At 60.0% G+C, this 16,979-nt stretch carries 14 protein-coding genes; 7 read left to right on the forward strand and 7 right to left on the reverse strand.

From position 1 onward, the window contains the following. Positions 1-67 precede the first annotated feature (67 nt). The gene (locus CENDO_RS04855) at positions 68-1,087 is read right to left on the reverse strand and encodes a formamidase (protein WP_136141037.1); all 1,020 of its coding nucleotides are present in this window, start codon (positions 1,085-1,087) and stop codon (positions 68-70) included. A 287-nt stretch (positions 1,088-1,374) separates the two neighbouring features. Between CENDO_RS04855 and CENDO_RS04860 the strand changes: the two genes are divergently transcribed. Then, on the forward strand, positions 1,375-2,211 hold the full coding sequence (locus CENDO_RS04860) for a siderophore-interacting protein (RefSeq protein ID WP_136142150.1): 837 nt from the start codon (positions 1,375-1,377) through the stop codon (positions 2,209-2,211). Between the two features lie 6 nt (positions 2,212-2,217). On the opposite strand, the gene CENDO_RS04865 is transcribed toward CENDO_RS04860, so the two are convergent. After that, complete coding sequence (locus CENDO_RS04865; RefSeq protein ID WP_136141038.1) at positions 2,218-2,541, reverse strand: hypothetical protein; 324 nt, start codon at positions 2,539-2,541, stop codon at positions 2,218-2,220. A 119-nt stretch (positions 2,542-2,660) separates the two neighbouring features. On the opposite strand from CENDO_RS04865, the gene CENDO_RS04870 reads away from it, so the two are divergent. Further along, a complete protein-coding gene (locus CENDO_RS04870) occupies positions 2,661-4,070 on the forward strand; it encodes a DHA2 family efflux MFS transporter permease subunit (protein WP_136141039.1) in 1,410 nt (469 codons plus the stop codon). A gap of 36 nt (positions 4,071-4,106) precedes the next feature. Here the strand turns inward: CENDO_RS04870 and CENDO_RS04875 are convergent, their stop codons facing one another. The 3 genes from CENDO_RS04875 to CENDO_RS04885 are packed head-to-tail and all read right to left on the reverse strand — an operon-like array spanning position 4,107 to position 7,844. Beyond that, on the reverse strand, positions 4,107-5,132 hold the full coding sequence (locus CENDO_RS04875) for an ABC transporter ATP-binding protein (protein WP_136141040.1): 1,026 nt from the start codon (positions 5,130-5,132) through the stop codon (positions 4,107-4,109). A gap of 7 nt (positions 5,133-5,139) precedes the next feature. Then, complete coding sequence (locus CENDO_RS04880) at positions 5,140-6,720, reverse strand: ABC transporter permease (protein ID WP_136142151.1); 1,581 nt, start codon at positions 6,718-6,720, stop codon at positions 5,140-5,142. Between the two features lie 53 nt (positions 6,721-6,773). Then, positions 6,774-7,844 carry an ABC transporter substrate-binding protein gene (locus tag CENDO_RS04885; RefSeq protein WP_136141041.1) on the reverse strand — a complete coding sequence of 357 codons (1,071 nt, stop codon included), beginning with the start codon at positions 7,842-7,844 and terminating at the stop codon, positions 6,774-6,776. Positions 7,845-8,166: 322 nt separating this feature from the next. Between CENDO_RS04885 and CENDO_RS04890 the strand changes: the two genes are divergently transcribed. Continuing rightward, the gene (locus CENDO_RS04890) at positions 8,167-9,198 is read left to right on the forward strand and encodes a 6-phosphofructokinase (RefSeq protein ID WP_136141042.1); all 1,032 of its coding nucleotides are present in this window, start codon (positions 8,167-8,169) and stop codon (positions 9,196-9,198) included. A 252-nt stretch (positions 9,199-9,450) separates the two neighbouring features. Beyond that, positions 9,451-10,368, forward strand: coding sequence for a bile acid:sodium symporter family protein (locus tag CENDO_RS04895; RefSeq protein ID WP_246014425.1), 918 nt, complete (start codon positions 9,451-9,453; stop codon positions 10,366-10,368). 98 nt (positions 10,369-10,466) lie between these two features. Here the strand turns inward: CENDO_RS04895 and CENDO_RS04900 are convergent, their stop codons facing one another. Further along, positions 10,467-11,279, reverse strand: a complete 813-nt coding sequence (locus CENDO_RS04900) for a DUF4261 domain-containing protein (protein WP_136141044.1) — start codon at positions 11,277-11,279, stop codon at positions 10,467-10,469. 113 nt (positions 11,280-11,392) lie between these two features. Here CENDO_RS04900 and gatB point away from each other — a divergent pair, with 113 nt between their 5' ends. From gatB to CENDO_RS04915, 3 genes are all read left to right on the forward strand, one after another. Next, the gene (gene gatB, locus CENDO_RS04905; RefSeq protein ID WP_136141045.1) at positions 11,393-12,898 is read left to right on the forward strand and encodes an Asp-tRNA(Asn)/Glu-tRNA(Gln) amidotransferase subunit GatB; all 1,506 of its coding nucleotides are present in this window, start codon (positions 11,393-11,395) and stop codon (positions 12,896-12,898) included. A gap of 91 nt (positions 12,899-12,989) precedes the next feature. Next, a complete protein-coding gene (locus CENDO_RS04910) occupies positions 12,990-14,051 on the forward strand; it encodes an NAD(P)-dependent alcohol dehydrogenase (RefSeq protein ID WP_136141046.1) in 1,062 nt (353 codons plus the stop codon). A 202-nt stretch (positions 14,052-14,253) separates the two neighbouring features. After that, complete coding sequence (locus CENDO_RS04915; RefSeq protein WP_210726574.1) at positions 14,254-15,570, forward strand: YkvI family membrane protein; 1,317 nt, start codon at positions 14,254-14,256, stop codon at positions 15,568-15,570. A gap of 112 nt (positions 15,571-15,682) precedes the next feature. On the opposite strand, the gene CENDO_RS04920 is transcribed toward CENDO_RS04915, so the two are convergent. Beyond that, positions 15,683-16,963: an Nramp family divalent metal transporter gene (locus CENDO_RS04920; RefSeq protein ID WP_136141047.1), complete on the reverse strand. Its 1,281-nt coding sequence runs from the start codon at positions 16,961-16,963 to the stop codon at positions 15,683-15,685. Positions 16,964-16,979 lie beyond the last annotated feature (16 nt).

The following is a 16,979-nucleotide window of genomic DNA, read 5'->3' on the forward strand; positions in this document are numbered from 1 at the left end:
CCGTCGGTTAAATCCGGATTAGACAACCGCGGCTGCGGGTGCTGGGGGCGCGGGGCGCAGACCCCGGTTACTGCTTGTATTCGTCGGGCAGTGGGCCAAGTTTAGGGCCGTCCGGATAGTACTTCCAGCCGTCCTTAATGCGAACCTCATCGGCCCACGGGAGCTTGTATTCGCCATTGGCGAGGTCTTTAACCCAGGTGAGGTAGTTTTCCGTCTTGCCGCCTGGGTGGCCCACGTAGCCGCGGTTGCCCAGGTTGTAAATGTTATTCTCCAGCGCCCAGTTGCGGCGGGCCTTGTCGGAGAGCTCCGGGAAAATTTCGGCGGTTACTATCTCGCCGGGGTTGCGGTGGCCCTCGGCGATGAGGTGGCCGTCATAGTTGCAGACGTTGCCCTCTCCGAAGTAGTAGAAGGTCTGGTCGTAGCCTGCGAGGTTGACCGATGCGGTGTACATCAAATTCTGCCAGGCGTTGGTCTTATTGGTCATGATCCACTGGTCGTTGACCTGGGTGGAGTAACCCGATATGCGGATGTAGACATTGCACCCCTTATAGGCGGCTTCGCGGGCTAGCTCGGGGAACATGCCGTCATGGCAAATATTCACGGCGAGCTTTGAGCCCTTGGGGCCATCGCAGACCGGCATGCCTAGGTCGCCCGGGTACCACGGCTCGATGGGGCACCAGGGCTGCAGCTTGCGGTAATGCAGCGCAATCTCGCCCTTGTTGTCGATGATGATTGCGGTGTTGAATGGGGGCTTTCCCTCCTCATGGTTTGGCTCCATGATGGAAAAGACGCCCCAGACGTCATTATCGATGGAGGCCTGCTTGAATTGATCGACGCGTGGGTCGTCCAGGCCGATGAGGAATTCATCATAGGACCAGATCTTGGTGTTGAGGCCGGAGGTGGAGTACTCCGGAAAGACAATGAGATCGAGTTCCGGGTAACCGGCCTTGGTGGATGCGACCATGCGGCAAATCTCATCCACGTTGGTTTGGAGATCTTCCGGCTTGTTCACGACTGGAACGGGATATTGGATGAGTGCCATCAGCAGGCCGTCGGGGGAAGCGGATACGCTACCGGTGCTAGACATGTGGTCTCCTTAGAACTTTGATGTGGCCATCACGGGTGTGAGGTGATCTAAGGATATGGGGCATGGCCCCTAAATTCTATAGGGCTATAGATTAATGGTCTGAAATGTCAGACTCTCAAAACAATTCGCTTGGATTAGGGGACGGGTATTAATAACCCCGCTGGCCGTGGCGCGTGTCCCGCAACGCGGCACGGGCCATGACATCCCGGCTCAGGTTAGGGTAACCTAATCGCATGCCTATGAATCCTGAAGCTCAGAGCCAATCCAAGCCCCGCCACGGTCGGGGGATGCCGGGCGGTCCGCGCAAGGGCTTCACCGCCCGTGAGGCGGTAGTGGTCACTACACGTAGGCTCTCGCCGTCTATGGTGCGCGTGACCTTTAGATGCGAGGAACTTCAAGGAGTCGAGCTGGCTTTTACCGACCATTACATCAAGCTACTCTTCGTGCCGGACGGGGCAGATTACCAATGGCCGTTCAAACCGGGGGAGATTCGGGAATCAAAGCCGAGGGAGATGTGGCCGATTACCCGGACCTATACCATCCGTTCCTTCGACCAATTAACGGGTCTGATGGACGTAGATTTTGTCCTGCACGGCGATGAAGGGCTGGCCGGGGCGTGGGCGGCTAAGGCGAGGGAAGGGGATGTTATCGGATTTGGAGGTCCGGGCGGAGCATGGAAGCCGCAGCCTCACTATGATCGATTCGTCCTTGCGGGGGATGAATCGGCGGCGCCAGCAATCGCGGCTGCAGTCGAGGCGCTACCCGCTGAAGCCCCGGCGAGCATTTTCATTGAGGTCGAGGACGCGGCACATCGCTTTGAGATGCCCAGAGAGGTGACCTGGATCTATCGCGAGGGCGCCACCGCGGGGACGGAACTTGCGCGTGCGGTACGCAACCACGGGGTCCCGTCAGGACGCACCAGTTGGTTCGTTCACGGGGTGGCTGAGATGGTCAAGGACGTGCGTCGATTCCTTTTCGCGGAAAATGGTGTGGACCGAAAGGATGCATCGATTTCCGGCTATTGGCGCCTCGGTATGACCGAGAGCCAATGGCAATCGAGCAAGCGCGAGTTCGTGGCGGAGATGGAGGCTCAGGAAGCCGCGGCCGTGCAGGGTCGCGGCTAAGCGGTGCTACTTGCTATCGGAAAGCGCGTAGGCCGCGCCGGCCGCCGCGGCGGTCACCGTGAGGACGGATGGCCACGCGCCAATCTTCTTCGCCAGCGGATGAGAGGCGCCGAATGCACCCACGTACAGCGTGGCCAATGCGGCGGTGGTCGCAGCGCCGGTCTTGGCATACCACGAGCGGGCGGCCCATACCCCAGCCGCCCCAAGGAGTACTCCGCCCAGTGGGCGGATGCCGGTTTCACGGGCGGTGAGCCACCCACCGATCAGCCCGGTGGCTACGGTAGCGGCGGTGTTTACGTCTTGAGGTTTCTTGATTTCAATAGCTCCCATGGCTCACGAGTGTAGTCCGCCGCTCGTGAAGGCGCGGCGGCTTGGCGCAATGGCGTGGCGATGACCGGAAGTGACAACCAGCAGGGACAAACTCGAAAGGTGAGCCTAGACTAGTGAAAATGAACACACCCAGCACGGTGATGCCAGAGAAGCAGGCGTGGCTTGCCATGTTCGCCCTGTCAATGGGCTTTTTCATGGCGTTGATGGACCAGACCATGGTTGCCGTTGCACTGCCCGAAATTCAGCGGGATTTGGACGCGAGTATTAACGAGCTGCTGTGGGTGTCCTCCGGATACCTGCTTGCGGTGGTCGTTCCCCTGATTTTTACGGGCCGCCTGGGGGACATGTATGGCCAGAAGCTGCTCTACCGCCTGGGTCTGGGCGTCATGGCCTGTGGCGCCGTAGTCTCGGCGATGGCCCCTAGCATCGAGGCACTAATTGCGGGCCGAATCATTCAAGGATTTGGCTCCGCCATCCAAATGCCTCAGACCATGTCCGTTATCAACCGCATCTTTGCCCGTGAGCGTCGCGGACGCGCGTTGGGGGTGTGGGGGATCATCGGTTCGGTCGCGGCCCTACTCGGGCCTATCGTTGGCGGATTCCTCACCGGTACCTTTGGATGGCACGCCGTATTCTGGGTGCCGATTCCTATCGTAATCGTGGCTATCATCTTGGCCACCTTGTGGGTGCCCAAGATGCCTGCGGTGCACCGCAAGATTGATGCGGCTTCTGTCCTCGCTCTGTTCGTGGGGCTGGGCAGCATCATCTTTGCCATTCAGCAAGCACCGGACTCCGATTGGGCCTGGTGGGTCTTTGCCCTCATTGCTGTTGGCGTAGTGGGGCTTATACTCTTTGTGCGCCTGCAGGATTCGGCGGCGGCGCGCGGCACGGATGCTCTTGTACCGCTGGAGCTGTTCGCGGACCGCAACTACCGGGTGGGCACGCTGTCCATTATCTCCATGGGGTTTATGTCGGTGACCTTGGCATTGCCGGTCAACCTGTGGGTGCAGGATGTGCAGGGGTTCAGCGCCAACCAGGCGGGCCTGGTCATGGCGCCCATGGCCGCCACCTCTGTCATATCCAGTCCCTTCGCCGGGATTCTTGTGGATAAGCTGCATCCACGCCGCCTTAGCCAATTCGGCTTTGGCACCCTGATCGTAGGCATGGGCATTATGTGGTGGATCATCAGTTCCGGACTCAACCCATGGTGGCTGTGCCTGCCGGCCATGCTCCTGGGATTCGGCCAATCCTTCGTGTGGGGCACTAATTCGGCTACGTCCATGAGGGACATTAAAGGGGAGCTAATGGGGGTTGCCTCCGGCGTGTACAACACGTTCAGGCAGGTAGGCTCGGTGGTAGGTGTGGCGCTGGTCTCCGCAGCGATACAGCTTGGCTCGGCCAACTCGGGTCTGCAGACCGGTGCCGCGAGCGCCCTACTGCTCATCATGTTGGCGCTTGTGGGCGGCTTTGCCGCGGTGTGCTTCTTTAAAGACACGCTGCACACCACGACCGGAAACCAGCGACCGTAGGATCTCGGCGCCGGTACGAAGGACCGTGTCGAAGAACTAGTACACCAGCGGCCGGGACACGGTCATCCCTACCTTCTCGCCGATGTTCAACGCGTGCGGGCTCACGGTCCTGAAGGACTGCCCCTTAGCGGTTTTGACCGTGACGGAGTAGTGGTCGAAGGCAAATAGCGTGGACGTTACTTCGGCTCCAATGGAGCCTGGTGCGCCGGGTCCCGTGAGCGCTACGGACTCAGGCAACACGGCCACCTGGTTTCCTCCACCTAGCATGCGGCATTGCGACTCGGGCCAGCTCATGCCCAATTCAGGGCAGACCACCGTGCTCCCGTCGAGGCGGGAGCTAAGTACCGTGGCATCGGAGATAAAGGCGGCGACGGCGGGGTTAGCCGGGTGGTGGAGAATCTCCTCCGGAGTACCTACCTGCTGAATCTCCCCCTTGTCCAGCACCACGATCCGCTGGGCGATGGACAGGGCTTCCGCGCGATCATGGGTCACATGAATCGTGGTCAACCCGCGCCGGTGGCTCAGCGCCACCAGCTCGCGGCGAAGGGAGTCTCGCAGCGGTTCGTCCAAGGCTGAAAGCGCCTCGTCGAGTAACAGGACCGTGGGGTCGGAGACAATGGCGCGCGCAAGCGCCACGCGCTGGCGCTGGCCACCGGAAAGGGAGGCCGGCTTGCGCTTGCCGTACCCGGCCAACCCCACCAATTCTAGTACTTCCTCAACGCGCCGCTTGCGCTCAGCCTTGGCCAGCTTGGCCATCTTGAGTGGATAGGCAACATTGCTTTCCACAGACATGTGCGGCCACACAGCGTGCTGCTGAAACACCATCCCCAAGCGCCTTTCTTCCGGCGGTACGGCAGTCACGTCTTGGGCATCGATAAGCATCCGCCCGTCCGAGGGCTCCACGAAACCAGCGATAGTCCTCAGCAGGGTGGTTTTACCGGAACCTGAGGGTCCCACCAGCGCGATGAATTCATTTTCGTCGATGGAGAGGTCAACATTGTTTAAACCTTTGGTGCCATCCGGGAAGGTGACGGATAGATTCTTGATTTCGATTGAGGACATTGCGGTTCTAAACCTTTACCTTCGGGGAGCGGATAGTCAGTGCCACGGCGAAGATGCCGATGAGAACGAAGAGCAGGGACAGTGCGGAGGCTTGGTTGTAATTGCCCGCCTGCTGGAGGTTGAATACCTGGACACCCAGCGTGGTGGTTCCCGGCGCGATGAGCAAAATGGACACGGTGAGCTCGCGGACCGCTGTTACCGCGACCAACACCGCACCGGAGATGGCCGCGGGAATAGACATGGCACCGGTGGTTGATAGTAGCGCCCTCACGGGGCCCGCACCGGAGATGCGTGCCGCTTCTTCAACGGCCACCGGGGTGTTTAGTAGCGGCGCGCGCACGGCCTGGAGTACTAGGGCGGTAAAGGCGCAGACGTAGGCGCCCAGGATGACCCACACTGTGTTGTAGAGGCCTGTGTATCGGCCGAAGATCAACCAGGCCACGCCGATGATGAGACCGGGCATCGCCGTGGGAAGCAGCACCGTAAGGGTAAGGGCGGTGTTGCCAAGGAACGCCGTACGGGTTACCACTACGCCCACGAACCAGCCGAGCAGGCCACAAATGACGGCCGCGCTCACGGCCAAGAACAAAGAATTCGCGAAGCCATCCTGCACCCGTGGATTGGCAACGGCGGAGACAAAGTTGTCGAGGGAAATGGTCTCTAAGGTAAATGGGACACCGGGGGCGGGCAGCAACGCCCTGTACGCCAGTCCGCAGAGCGGGGCCAGTGAAATAATAAGGGCCATTACCCAGGTGATGACGGTGACTGGGACGCGCGCCGCCCGCAGTGCGAAGCGCTGCGAGGCGCCCGTGTCCTGCAGCTTAGTCGCGGCGAACATTGACACCAAATAGTCGGCGAGGACCGCGCCGATGCCGAGGAAAAGCAAGAGCACTCCGATGGTGGAGACCACCTGCAGCGGATTGTCCACGGTACCGGAATCCATGAAGCGGTAAATCATGGTCGCCAGCGTCTCGAAACGCGCAGGGGAGCCTACTAAAGCGGGGATGCCAAAGTCAGCCAGGTTGGCCACGGCGGTCAGGGTGAAGGCTGAAAGCAGCGCCGGGGCCAGCAGAGGAAGGGTTACAGTGCGCAACACTTGGGCTGTGGATGCGCCGGAAACGCGGGCGGCTTGCTCCAAATCGGAAGGTATGGAACGCAGCGCAGAGGCGATAATGACGTAGACCGTGGGGTATGAATGGATGATGAATAGGAACGTCACGCCATCGGCACCCAGCAGGTTCCAGATTTCCGTGCCAAAGAACTTATTGAACCCTTGATTAGGCCCGAAGAGCTGCAACCAGGCAATGGCTCCGATGAACGGTGGAATCAACAGTGGCGCCAGCAGGAAAAGCCGCAGGGCTCGGGTGCCATAGATGTCCGTGCGCTCCAGGATGAGCGCGATGACCGTGCCGAGGGCCACCGCTCCTAGTGCGGACAAGATGGTGGTCAACAGAGAGTTTCGTACGGCTTGGCCAAGGCCGTGCTCTAGTAATTGGGGAATCTGGTTGCCGCCTAGGGCGAGGGAGACAATCATGGCCAATGGCGTTGCGAAGAGGCCGATGACTATGAGCCACACGCCAAGCCGCATCAAACTTAGAGGGGAGGTAAATCGAGCCACGTAAACGAGTCAACCTTAAGCAGTTAGTTCATTGCGGACTGGAAGGCGTCAACCGCTGCGTCCTTGTCTTGGGTGACTACATCGAGATCGGGGGTCATCAGCGCAATCTCCGATAGGGCCGGCGCGCCGTCTGGGGTACCTACGTCCTCGCGTACCGGAAGGTACGCCTGATCTACCGCAATCCTCTGGCCCTGCTCGGACAGTAGGAAATTGATGTAGGTTTCAGCGGCCTCCTTCTGATCGGAGGCGTCGAAAACGCCCGCGGGCTCGGTGATGTACGGGACGCCCTCAGATGGGTAGGCGGTCGCGATGGGGGAACCGGCCTCGGCCAGATCGCGAACCAAGTAGTCCACCACGATCCCTACCGGGCGTGAGCCGGACGCAACTTCCTGGGAGGCAGGGCCGTTAGATTCGGCAATCATGGGGGTGTTCTCGCCCAGCTTATTAATCCAGTCCACTCCCAGCCCATCGGCGTTCTTCCAGACCGATGCGTTGAATGCCGCTGCGCCGGATACGGCGGGGTTAGGCAGGACTATCTGCTCCCTGTACTTGGGGTCCACCAAATCGGCCCAGGACTGCGGCGCGTCAGTTTCCTCGATGACCTCGGTGTTGTACGCGATTACGGTGGGGATGATGCGCGTGCCCACGTAGTAGCCCTCGGGATCAATGGCCTCCTCGATAAGCGACGTAGAATCGACGTTGCTCAGCTTCGCAAGGTCGCCTTCCTCCACGTAGTCCTCGAAGGTGGCGGAGTCTGCTGCCCATAAAACGTCAGCCTCGATGTTGCCGGATTCTTTCTCTGCCGCGATACGCGTATTGAGATCACCTGTGCCCGCGCGGTAGACCTCGACCTCAATATTGGGGTGGGTCTCCATGAAGGCCGCATTGACCTCGTCAACCTTCTCCTCCGGCTCGGAGGTGTAGACGGTAATGGTTACTTTCTCTCCCGAAGCGCCGGCTTTGGAGGAAGCCGCATCGCCTGTTCCGCCTTCGGTGGGCTCCGAACAGGCAACTAGTAGTCCGGTCGCCGCTAGGGCCGCAAGGCCGGCGGTAGCCTGGCGTAATGGGCGGTTGGGGCGAGGTGTCGCGGTCATGATCAGTCATCTCCAGGGTCGTCTAGGAAGCTCAGCGCAGAGTTAAAAGCTACGTAAATACAATTCGGCCCCGCCACGGAACGTGGCCTTGGTGCGGGCCGAAGATTGATCTAACCTTCCCCTGGTAAACAGCGGACGGGGAGAAGTTTAAGGCCTGGTTAAATCTATGCATTTTCCCGCCCGCCGGCGCGGGCATGGAAGGAACGGAACGTGAAAGGCGCTCATTGCCGCGGCGGAAGGCGCCCATTGACTGAGTACGGCGCGGGGCGGAACTGGAGCGCCGAATGGGCATAATCGGGCATGAGTAGCTAGGCTTGGGAGTATGCGACTTGCCTGTTTGACCTCCGGTGGCGATTGCCCCGGCCTGAATGCTGTTATCCGTGCGGTGGTCCGTACCGCTTCTAACGAATTTGGTGACACCGTCATTGGATATGAAGACGGCTGGGAAGGCCTCATGGATGACCGCCGCCGCGATCTTTACGACGACGCCTCGATCGACCGCATCCTTTTGCGCGGCGGCACCATCCTAGGCACTGGCCGTATGCACCCGGATAAGTTTAAGGCGGGCCTTGAGCAAATCAAGGAAAACCTCAAGGACGCCGAAGTCGACGCGCTTATCGCCATTGGTGGTGAGGGCACCCTCAAGGGAGCTAAGTGGCTGGCTGACAACGGTATCCCAGTCATCGGTGTGCCCAAGACTATCGATAATGACGTCAACGCGACCGATGTGACCTTTGGCTTTGATACCGCGGTATCCGTTGCCGCAGAGGCTATCGATCGCTTGCACACCACGGCCGAATCCCACAATCGCATCCTGATCGTGGAAGTCATGGGCCGCCACGTGGGCTGGATCGCGCTCAACGCCGGCATGGCTGGGGGCGCGCATTACACGGTCATCCCGGAGCACCCTTTCGATGTCGCCGATATCTGCAAGGCCATGGAGCGGCGCTTCCAGATGGGGGAGAAGTACGGCATCGTCTGTGTCGCTGAGGGGGCCCTGCCCAAGGAAGGAACCATGGATTTCTCCGAGGGCGAAGAGGATCAGTTTGGCCACAAGACCTTCAACGGCATCGGCCAGGTCATCGGCGATGAGATTAAGAGCCGTACCGGATACGACGTGCGCACCACGGTCCTGGGGCACATCCAGCGCGGTGGCACCCCTACGGCGTTTGACCGCATCCTGGCTACCCGGTTTGGAGTCCATGCGGCTCGCGCCGCCCACAACGGCGAGACCAATAAGTGCGTAGCGGTGCACGGAGAAAACATCGATCTGGTGCCGCTGGAGGCGGCCGTCGGCGAGCTGAAGACGGTCCCGCAGCGCCGTTACCAGACCGCCCAAGCCCTGTTCGGCTAAATCAGCCGAAGGATAGGGCACTCTAATCCGCACCCCCACTGGGCCGCTAGCCGTCCCCCGCTAGCGGCTCTTCACATACCCGCCGATGCGAAAATTATTCCAGAATGTGGAACGCCTGTTTCATTCCATGGACTATATTTGTCAGTTATGACACCAACTAACAACCCGTCCGGCCGCGCGACGCCGCTGCCTGACCGGCCCAATGAAACAGTAAACAGCACCGCTGAAGACGCACAGGGTGAGCGCGCGGCGATGATCGCCGCTCTCGGATTCCCGGTGCTAGTCATCATCGGCGGCCTCATCGGTTTCTTCGCCGCCGACACCACTGCTGGTATGTCCGCCTGGGTTACCCCCTTGCTAGGCATCGTCATGTTCGGAATGGGCCTAACCCTGAGGCCCGTAGACTTTGCGCTGGTCGCAAAGCGCCCGCTGCCTGTCCTCATAGGCGTTATCGCGCAGTTCGTACTCATGCCCCTGGCGGCCGTCATCGTGGTTACCATCATGGATCTGCCCACCGAGGTCGCCGCGGGCGTCATCCTGGTGGGTTGCGCGCCGGGCGGTACCTCGTCCAATGTCGTTTCCTACCTGGCGCGTGGTGACGTGGCCCTGTCCGTGGCGATGACTTCCGTGTCTACCCTGCTGGCACCCGTCCTGACTCCCGTGCTAACGCTGTGGCTCGCGGGCGAGTACCTGCCGGTCGATGCCGGCGACATGGCCATGTCCATCGTCAAGGTCGTTTTAGTGCCCGTGGTCGCCGGCCTGGTTATCCGCATGTTCCTGCCGGGCGTGATCAAGGTAATAGCTCCGGTACTTCCATGGGTTTCCGTGCTGGCTATCTCCGGGATTGTGGCGATTGTCGTGGGCGGATCTCGGGACAATATCGCCACCGCCGGCCTGGTGGTATTCCTGGCCGTCATCTTGCATAACGCCTTCGGCTACGGCCTGGGTTGGTTAACGGGCAGGCTCAGCGGCCAGCCCGCGCCGGTGCGCCGCACCATGGCCGTGGAGGTAGGTATGCAAAATTCCGGCCTGGCCGCATCGTTGGCCTCGGCGCACATGAGTCCTCTGGCAGCGCTTCCTGGCGCGGTATTTTCCGTCTGGCACAACCTTTCGGGTGCGCTCTTGGCCGCCGGATGCCGCTATATCGACGGTCGGAATAGGGCAAACTAAACCGGCCCGCGCCAGCCTCGGGGCCGCGGCAACCCGGCGTGGGAGCCTTAAGGCACTGCGCCCATTACGCCGCTGCCAAAGGCCCCGCCGAGGGATAACTAGATCAATGACCGGGCTTCTATTATCAGGGCTGGAACCTTGTCGCTAATGACCCACGCGCCAGCTTCGACGGTGGATGGGGTAGCGCCTTGCGAAAATGAGAAGGTGTCACCCTCTTTCAACGTGGCCCCGCCAATGACGTAATTGGCCAGATTCATGAGCTTCAGGTAGGCCTCGGTAGGGTCACCGCTGATACCGGTGGCCTGCAGCTCCGGGTGGCCCAGCTGATGCAGGCCGTAGGTATAGCCCGTGAAGGTGTCACCGGAGGAATCCGGGGCGAGCCACACCGGCGCCATGAGGACGGGGTAAACCGAGTCGGACAGGGCGTCGGAATAGAGGCGCGGGGCAACCGTCGTGGAATCCTGCACGTTGTGAATGGCCACGACCCCAGCTAGCCGGGATAGATGATTGGAGACCCGGGCGTGCAACAGGGCCTGCGCTAGGCGGTCCTCCCGCGTTGGCTCCCCCTCGTTGGGGTGGAGGCTTACCAGGGCCTGGGCCTTGACGGTGCCAAGCTTATCGGCCGCGGGGCCGGTGAGTATGGGATGAATGGCTGGGGCCACGCGGTCGGTGAGAGGGGAATCAACGAGTACGACGCGAACGAGGTACTGGCCGTTGACGCCAAAGATTAGGGTCGGGCCGGATTCGGTGTTTTCCGGGAGTTGCTTTACCTCCCCGATGCTCAGTTCCTGGGTGTCTAGCCCCTCCAGGTGGTCCTTTACCTCCGCCACCCCTAGTGTGCGGTCAAACATGACGGAATTTATAAGGAACGGTACAAAGAGCTCTTTATCAACGGAGATTGGGGTAGCCATGGTCTCTACATTTACCTATTGAGGGCGGTGCGCGCTAACGCAGCGCGCCCGGAAGGGGACATTCGCCTTCCCTAGGGGGCACCTGTGGGGCGGCGCGTACTAGTATGTACCCCATGACTGCTGCGATGTATGACTTGATGGACTATGACGAGGTCCTTGAAAAGTACGAACCGGTAATGGGCATGGAAGTCCACGTGGAGCTGGCAACCGAGACCAAGATGTTCTCGGCGTCAGGCACCAACTTTCACGCAGCCCCGAATTCCAACGTAGATCCGGTTTCCCTGGGCCTGCCTGGTGCGCTACCGGTAGTAAACGCTAAGGGTGTGGAGTGGGCCATCAAGATTGGCCTGGCGCTCAACTGCAAGATTGCCGAATCCTCGCGCTTTGCACGTAAGAATTACTTCTACCCGGACCAGCCGAAGAACTATCAGATTTCCCAGTACGATGAGCCCATTGCGTACGACGGATACCTTGATGTTGTCTTGGAGGACGGCACCCCATGGCGCATCGAGATTGAGCGCGCTCACATGGAGGAAGACACCGGCAAGCTGACCCACCTCGGCGGCGCGGACGGCCGCATTCATGGCGCTACCGCATCGTTGGTGGACTGCAATCGTGCGGGCATTCCTTTGATTGAGATTGTGACTAAGCCGATCATCGGCGCGGGCGAGCGCGCCCCCGAGGTGGCACGCGCCTACGTCACCGCGCTGCGTGAACTGGTCGCGGCGCTGGGCGTGTCCGACGCCCGCATGGACCAAGGCTCCATGCGCGTCGATTCCAACGTGTCCCTGCGCCCGATTGGCCAGGAAGAGTTCGGCACCCGTACCGAGACTAAGAACATCAACTCGTTGAAGTCCGTAGAGCAGGCCGTGCGCTTTGAAATGCAGCGTCAGGCGCAGGTGCTCGAGGACGGCGGTGAGATTATCCAGGAGACCCGCCACTACCAGGAGTCTGACGGATCCACCTCCAAGGGCCGCCCCAAGGAGACCGCTGAGGATTACCGCTACTTCAATGACCCGGATCTGCCCCCTGTGCTGGCGCCGGCCGAGTGGGTCGAAGAAATCCGTGCGACCCTGCCCGAAATGCCGTGGATCCGCCGCGCGCGCATCCAGGAGGAGTGGGGTATTAAGGATGAGGAGATGCGAGACCTGGTCAACGCCGGAGCGCTCGACCTTATCGTTGAGACCGTAGAGGCTGGCGCAAAGCCGGCCGAGGCCCGTTCCTGGTGGGTGTCCTACCTGACCGGTAAGGCGAATGAGGCCGGCAAGGACCTGCAGGACTTGGAGATCAGCCCGGCGCAGGTTGCGCGCGTTGCCGAGCTCGTTGCCGAGGGCAAGCTCACCAACAAGCTGGCCCGCCAAGCCGTGGACGGAGTCCTGGCCGGAGAGGGCGATGTAGACGAGGTTGTGGCCTCCCGTGGCCTCGAGGTGGTTCGTGACGATGGGGCCATCGAGAAGGCGGTGGACGAGGCGTTGGCCGCCAACCCGGACATCGTTGAGAAGTACAGGGCCGGCAACACCAAGGTCACCGGCGCCATCGTCGGCGCCGTGATGAAGGCCACCCAGGGCAAGGCCGATCCGGGCCAAGTCAACAAGCTCATCGCCGAGAAGCTGAAGTAACGCACCGGAGGCTGGAATCCGCAGCTAACGCGCCTAAAGGAAATCATTTTCCTTAGGCGCGTTAGGGCGTTTTCGGGGTATCTTGGCCATCATGACTATTACATCCAAGGTATTGCAGAAGGCCGGCCCACAGGAGCCCTACAAGGTCGTCGAGATCGAGCGTCGGGATCCACGCGCCGATGACGTGGTCATCGACATTAAGGCCGCGGGAATCTGCCACTCTGACATCCACACCATCCGCAATGAGTGGGGTGAGGCTAGCTTCCCGCTGACGGTCGGCCACGAAATCGCCGGCGTAGTGGAGGCCGTGGGTGAAAACGTCACCAAGTTCAAGGTCGGTGACCGCGTGGGCGTGGGCTGCATGGTTAACGCCTGCATGGAGTGCGAGCAGTGCAAAAATGGGATGGAGCAGGACTGCCTGAAAGGCAACGTTGGCACGTACAACTCCATTGATGTTGACGGCACCGTGACCCAGGGCGGTTACGCCCAAAAGGTTGTGGTCAATGAGAATTTCGTGGTGACCATTCCGGAGGGTATCGACTTTGACGTGGCAGCACCCCTGCTGTGCGCCGGTATCACAACATACGCGCCGCTGAGCCGCTGGAAGGTTGGTGAGGGCGACAAGGTTGCCGTCGTGGGCCTTGGCGGACTTGGCCACATGGGCGTGCAGATCGCCGCGGCCAAGGGCGCAGAGGTGACCGTGCTATCGCGCACGACCTCCAAGGCGGATGACGCGGCCAAGCTCGGGGCCGCCCGCACCCTAGCCACCTCCGAGGAGGGATTTTTCGCCGAGCACCATGGCGAGTTTGATTTCATCCTGTCCACAATTTCCGCGCAGTACGATCTCGAGGCCTACCTCGGTTTGTTAAAACCCCACGGCGTTATGTCTGTCGTTGGGCTGCCGCCGGAGGCTATGCCGCTGCATATGAACCGCCTTGTGGGCGGGGCAAAGGTTTTGACCGGCTCCAACATCGGTGGCATCGCGGAAACCCAGGAGATGCTGGATTTCTGCGCCGAGCATGGCCTTGGCGCCGTGATTGAGAAGATTGGCGTCAGCGACGTGGACGAGGCCTATGATCGCGTGGTAGCCGGTGACGTGCGTTTCCGTTTCGTCATCGATACCGCAACATTCGAGGACGCCGCGGTGCAGTAAGCGGTGGCTCCGGGGCTCGTATCGCCTAGGGCCCGAGCTTTGGCAACACGCTAATTCGAAAGCGCTTGATAACAATTGGCCCGTCTCCGATTAAGGGGACGGGCCTTAAACCTGTCGCCTCTAATGGCAATCTATGCATGGATGAGCGTAGACTGTTTGGCTGTTCGTTTGTTCACTGAGCATCTAGCACCTGAAGGAAAGCGTGTCTCTTACTAAATCTCTGGGAATATCCATGTCCTTCGTTGGCCTCTTGGTCGGCGCAGGCTTTGCTACAGGGCAGGAGGTGGTTCAGTACTTCACGTCCTTCGGCCTCAATGGCGTCTGGGGAATCATCGTGGCGGGCATCATTATGACCCTTGCGGGAACCGTGTTCCTACAGTTGGGCAGCTACTTCAACGCCCAGGAACACAATTCCGTGTTCCGCAAGGTGACGCATCCCTGGGTATCTCGCTTCCTGGATATCTGTGTCATTGTGACACTCTTCGCGGTGGGTTTCGTAATGCTGGCCGGCGCGGGTTCCACGCTCGAGCAGCAGTTCGGGGTGAAGGCGTGGATTGGTTCGCTGATTATGCTGGGCCTAGTCCTCGTGTGCGGCATGCTTGACGTCAGCAAGGTCTCCCGGGTCATTGGTGCCATCACGCCGCTTATCATCGTCGCCGTGGTGTTGGTGGCGATCTACACCGCTTTTAATATGCCAAACGATATTGGTGCTGCGGTGGAGGCATCTTCACAGCTAGAGTCCCCGATCGGCAACTGGTTGGTCTCGGCACTTAACTACAACGGCCTGGCCCTTCTCATGGCAGTTTCCATGACCCTGGTTATCGGTGGCGACCACGTCAACCCACGCGAGGCAGGATTCGGCGGAATCCTTGGCGGCATTATCTACTTCATCATGATGGCGCTTGCCGGTTTCTCCCTGATGATGAACGTGGAGAGCATTGGCGACTCTGACATCCCGATGCTGATGATCGTGGATTCCATCAGCCCAACCCTGGGCGCCATCATGGCCCTGATCATTTACCTGATGGTGTTTAACACCGCCATCGGCATGTTCTACGCGCTGGGTAAGCGTTTGGCCGCCGGCCGCGAAAACCGTTACCGGGTTATCTTCGTAGTGGTATGCCTTGCGGGCTTCGGTCTATCCTTCCTGGGCTTCAAGACGCTAATGGGCTCCGTTTACCCAATCCTTGGTTACCTGGGCATCGTGATGGTTGCCGTGCTGGTAGTGGCATGGGTTAAATCCCTCGCTGATATCAAGGATGAAGCTACCCGCCGCGAGCGCATTAAGGCACTGCTGCACCTAAAGCTGCACCCCGATAAGGAATACGACCAGAAGTTCGACGAGGAAATTGGGGAGAATATCACCCAATCCAACATGGATGACGAGCAGATCTTCGAGGACATCCGCACCGAGGTTGCCGAAGAACTCGATGCCGATGACTCGGTCAACTTCGACATGGAAAAGTTCGAAGAGAAGAAAAAGGACGTGGAATACTACACGGATAAGGCTGGGGAGTAACCCGTAAGCCTTTCTCGCGGGGAATCTAGCTGTTGAAGGCCCGGTCCATCGCCTCCCGTTATGGGAGATCTTTTATGCGATGGCCCGGGCCTTTGCCGATGATGATGAGCCTTTAGCTGAAAACCCCTACAAGCTCGTTGCCGCAGATGAAGATGAAGGCGATTGAGATAATGGCCATGAGAGTGTTGACGAACCAACCATTGCGCCACTGCTTCGGGGTGTGCTTAGTGTTGAGCAACAGGAGCAGCGTGAGTCCCAAGAACGGCATGAAGAAGGCTCCCAGCACACCGTAGGCGATGACCAATGCGGTGGGCTTGCCCAAGAAGAGTAAGAGCATGGGCGGGAAGGTCAGCCAGAGAATGAACCAGCGGTAGTATTTGCCACCCATCTGGATATCCGGGTGGTCCTTTGGCAGCTTTTTGAGGTGGCCGACGTAGTCCGCGAACATCATGGAGACGCCGTTCCAGACGCCCAGTACCGAGGATAGTGCCGCGGCCCAAAAGCCGACGAGGAATACCACGGACATCACTGAGCCGTAGCGGGCCTCAAGAACATCCGCGAGCTGCACGAGTCCCTGGTCGCCGGAGTCCACGGCGATGCCGGCGGAGTAGAGTAGATCGCCGCCGATGATGAGCATGGCGATGACGAAGATTCCGGTCACCGTGTAGGCCACGGAGTTGTCCAAACGCATGACTCGCATCCACGGCACGGAATCCCAGCCCTTTTCGTGAAGCCAGTAGCCGTACGCGGCAAGGGTGATGGTACCCCCAACGCCTCCAGCCAAGCTAAGGACGTAGACGAAGGAGCCCTCCGGCACGCTTGGAACCAGCCCAGTGATAATTTCGCCAATATTGGACAGTGAGAAGCACGCGATGACGCATACGGTCAGGAACATAATGCCCACGAGGACCGCGATGATCTTCTCAAATACTTTGTATTGGCCGGCCCAGTTAAGCGCGAATCCAATCAGTCCAGTTACCACCGCCCAGGCAACGAGCGGCACTGCCGGGATGAGCGCGTGGAGTGCCATGCCCGTGGCGGACATAGCGGCGGCACCGTAGACGAATCCCCAGATGACGATGTAGGGGGCAAAGTACCATTGAGTCCACTTTCCTAACTGAGTCCAGCCGTGGAAGATGGTATTGCCCGTGGCCAACGTGTAGCGACCCACGCCCTCGACGAGGACAATCTTCATGATGGTTCCGGCGACACAGGCCCATAACAGGGCGTAGCCGTATTTTTGGCCGGCGATGAGGGTGGCCACAAGGTCACCGGAGCCCACGCCGGTGGCTGCGGCGACAAGGCCAGGGCCAACTATCCGCCATTTCTTCGTAGAAGCCGCGTCTGGAATGGGACCGGCGTTTGCCGCTGAGGGCTGTTCGATTTGTGTCATTGCGTCTTTCCCGTCT

Origin of the sequence: Corynebacterium endometrii (assembly GCF_004795735.1) — a bacterium.
Lineage (GTDB): Bacteria > Actinomycetota > Actinomycetes > Mycobacteriales > Mycobacteriaceae > Corynebacterium > Corynebacterium endometrii.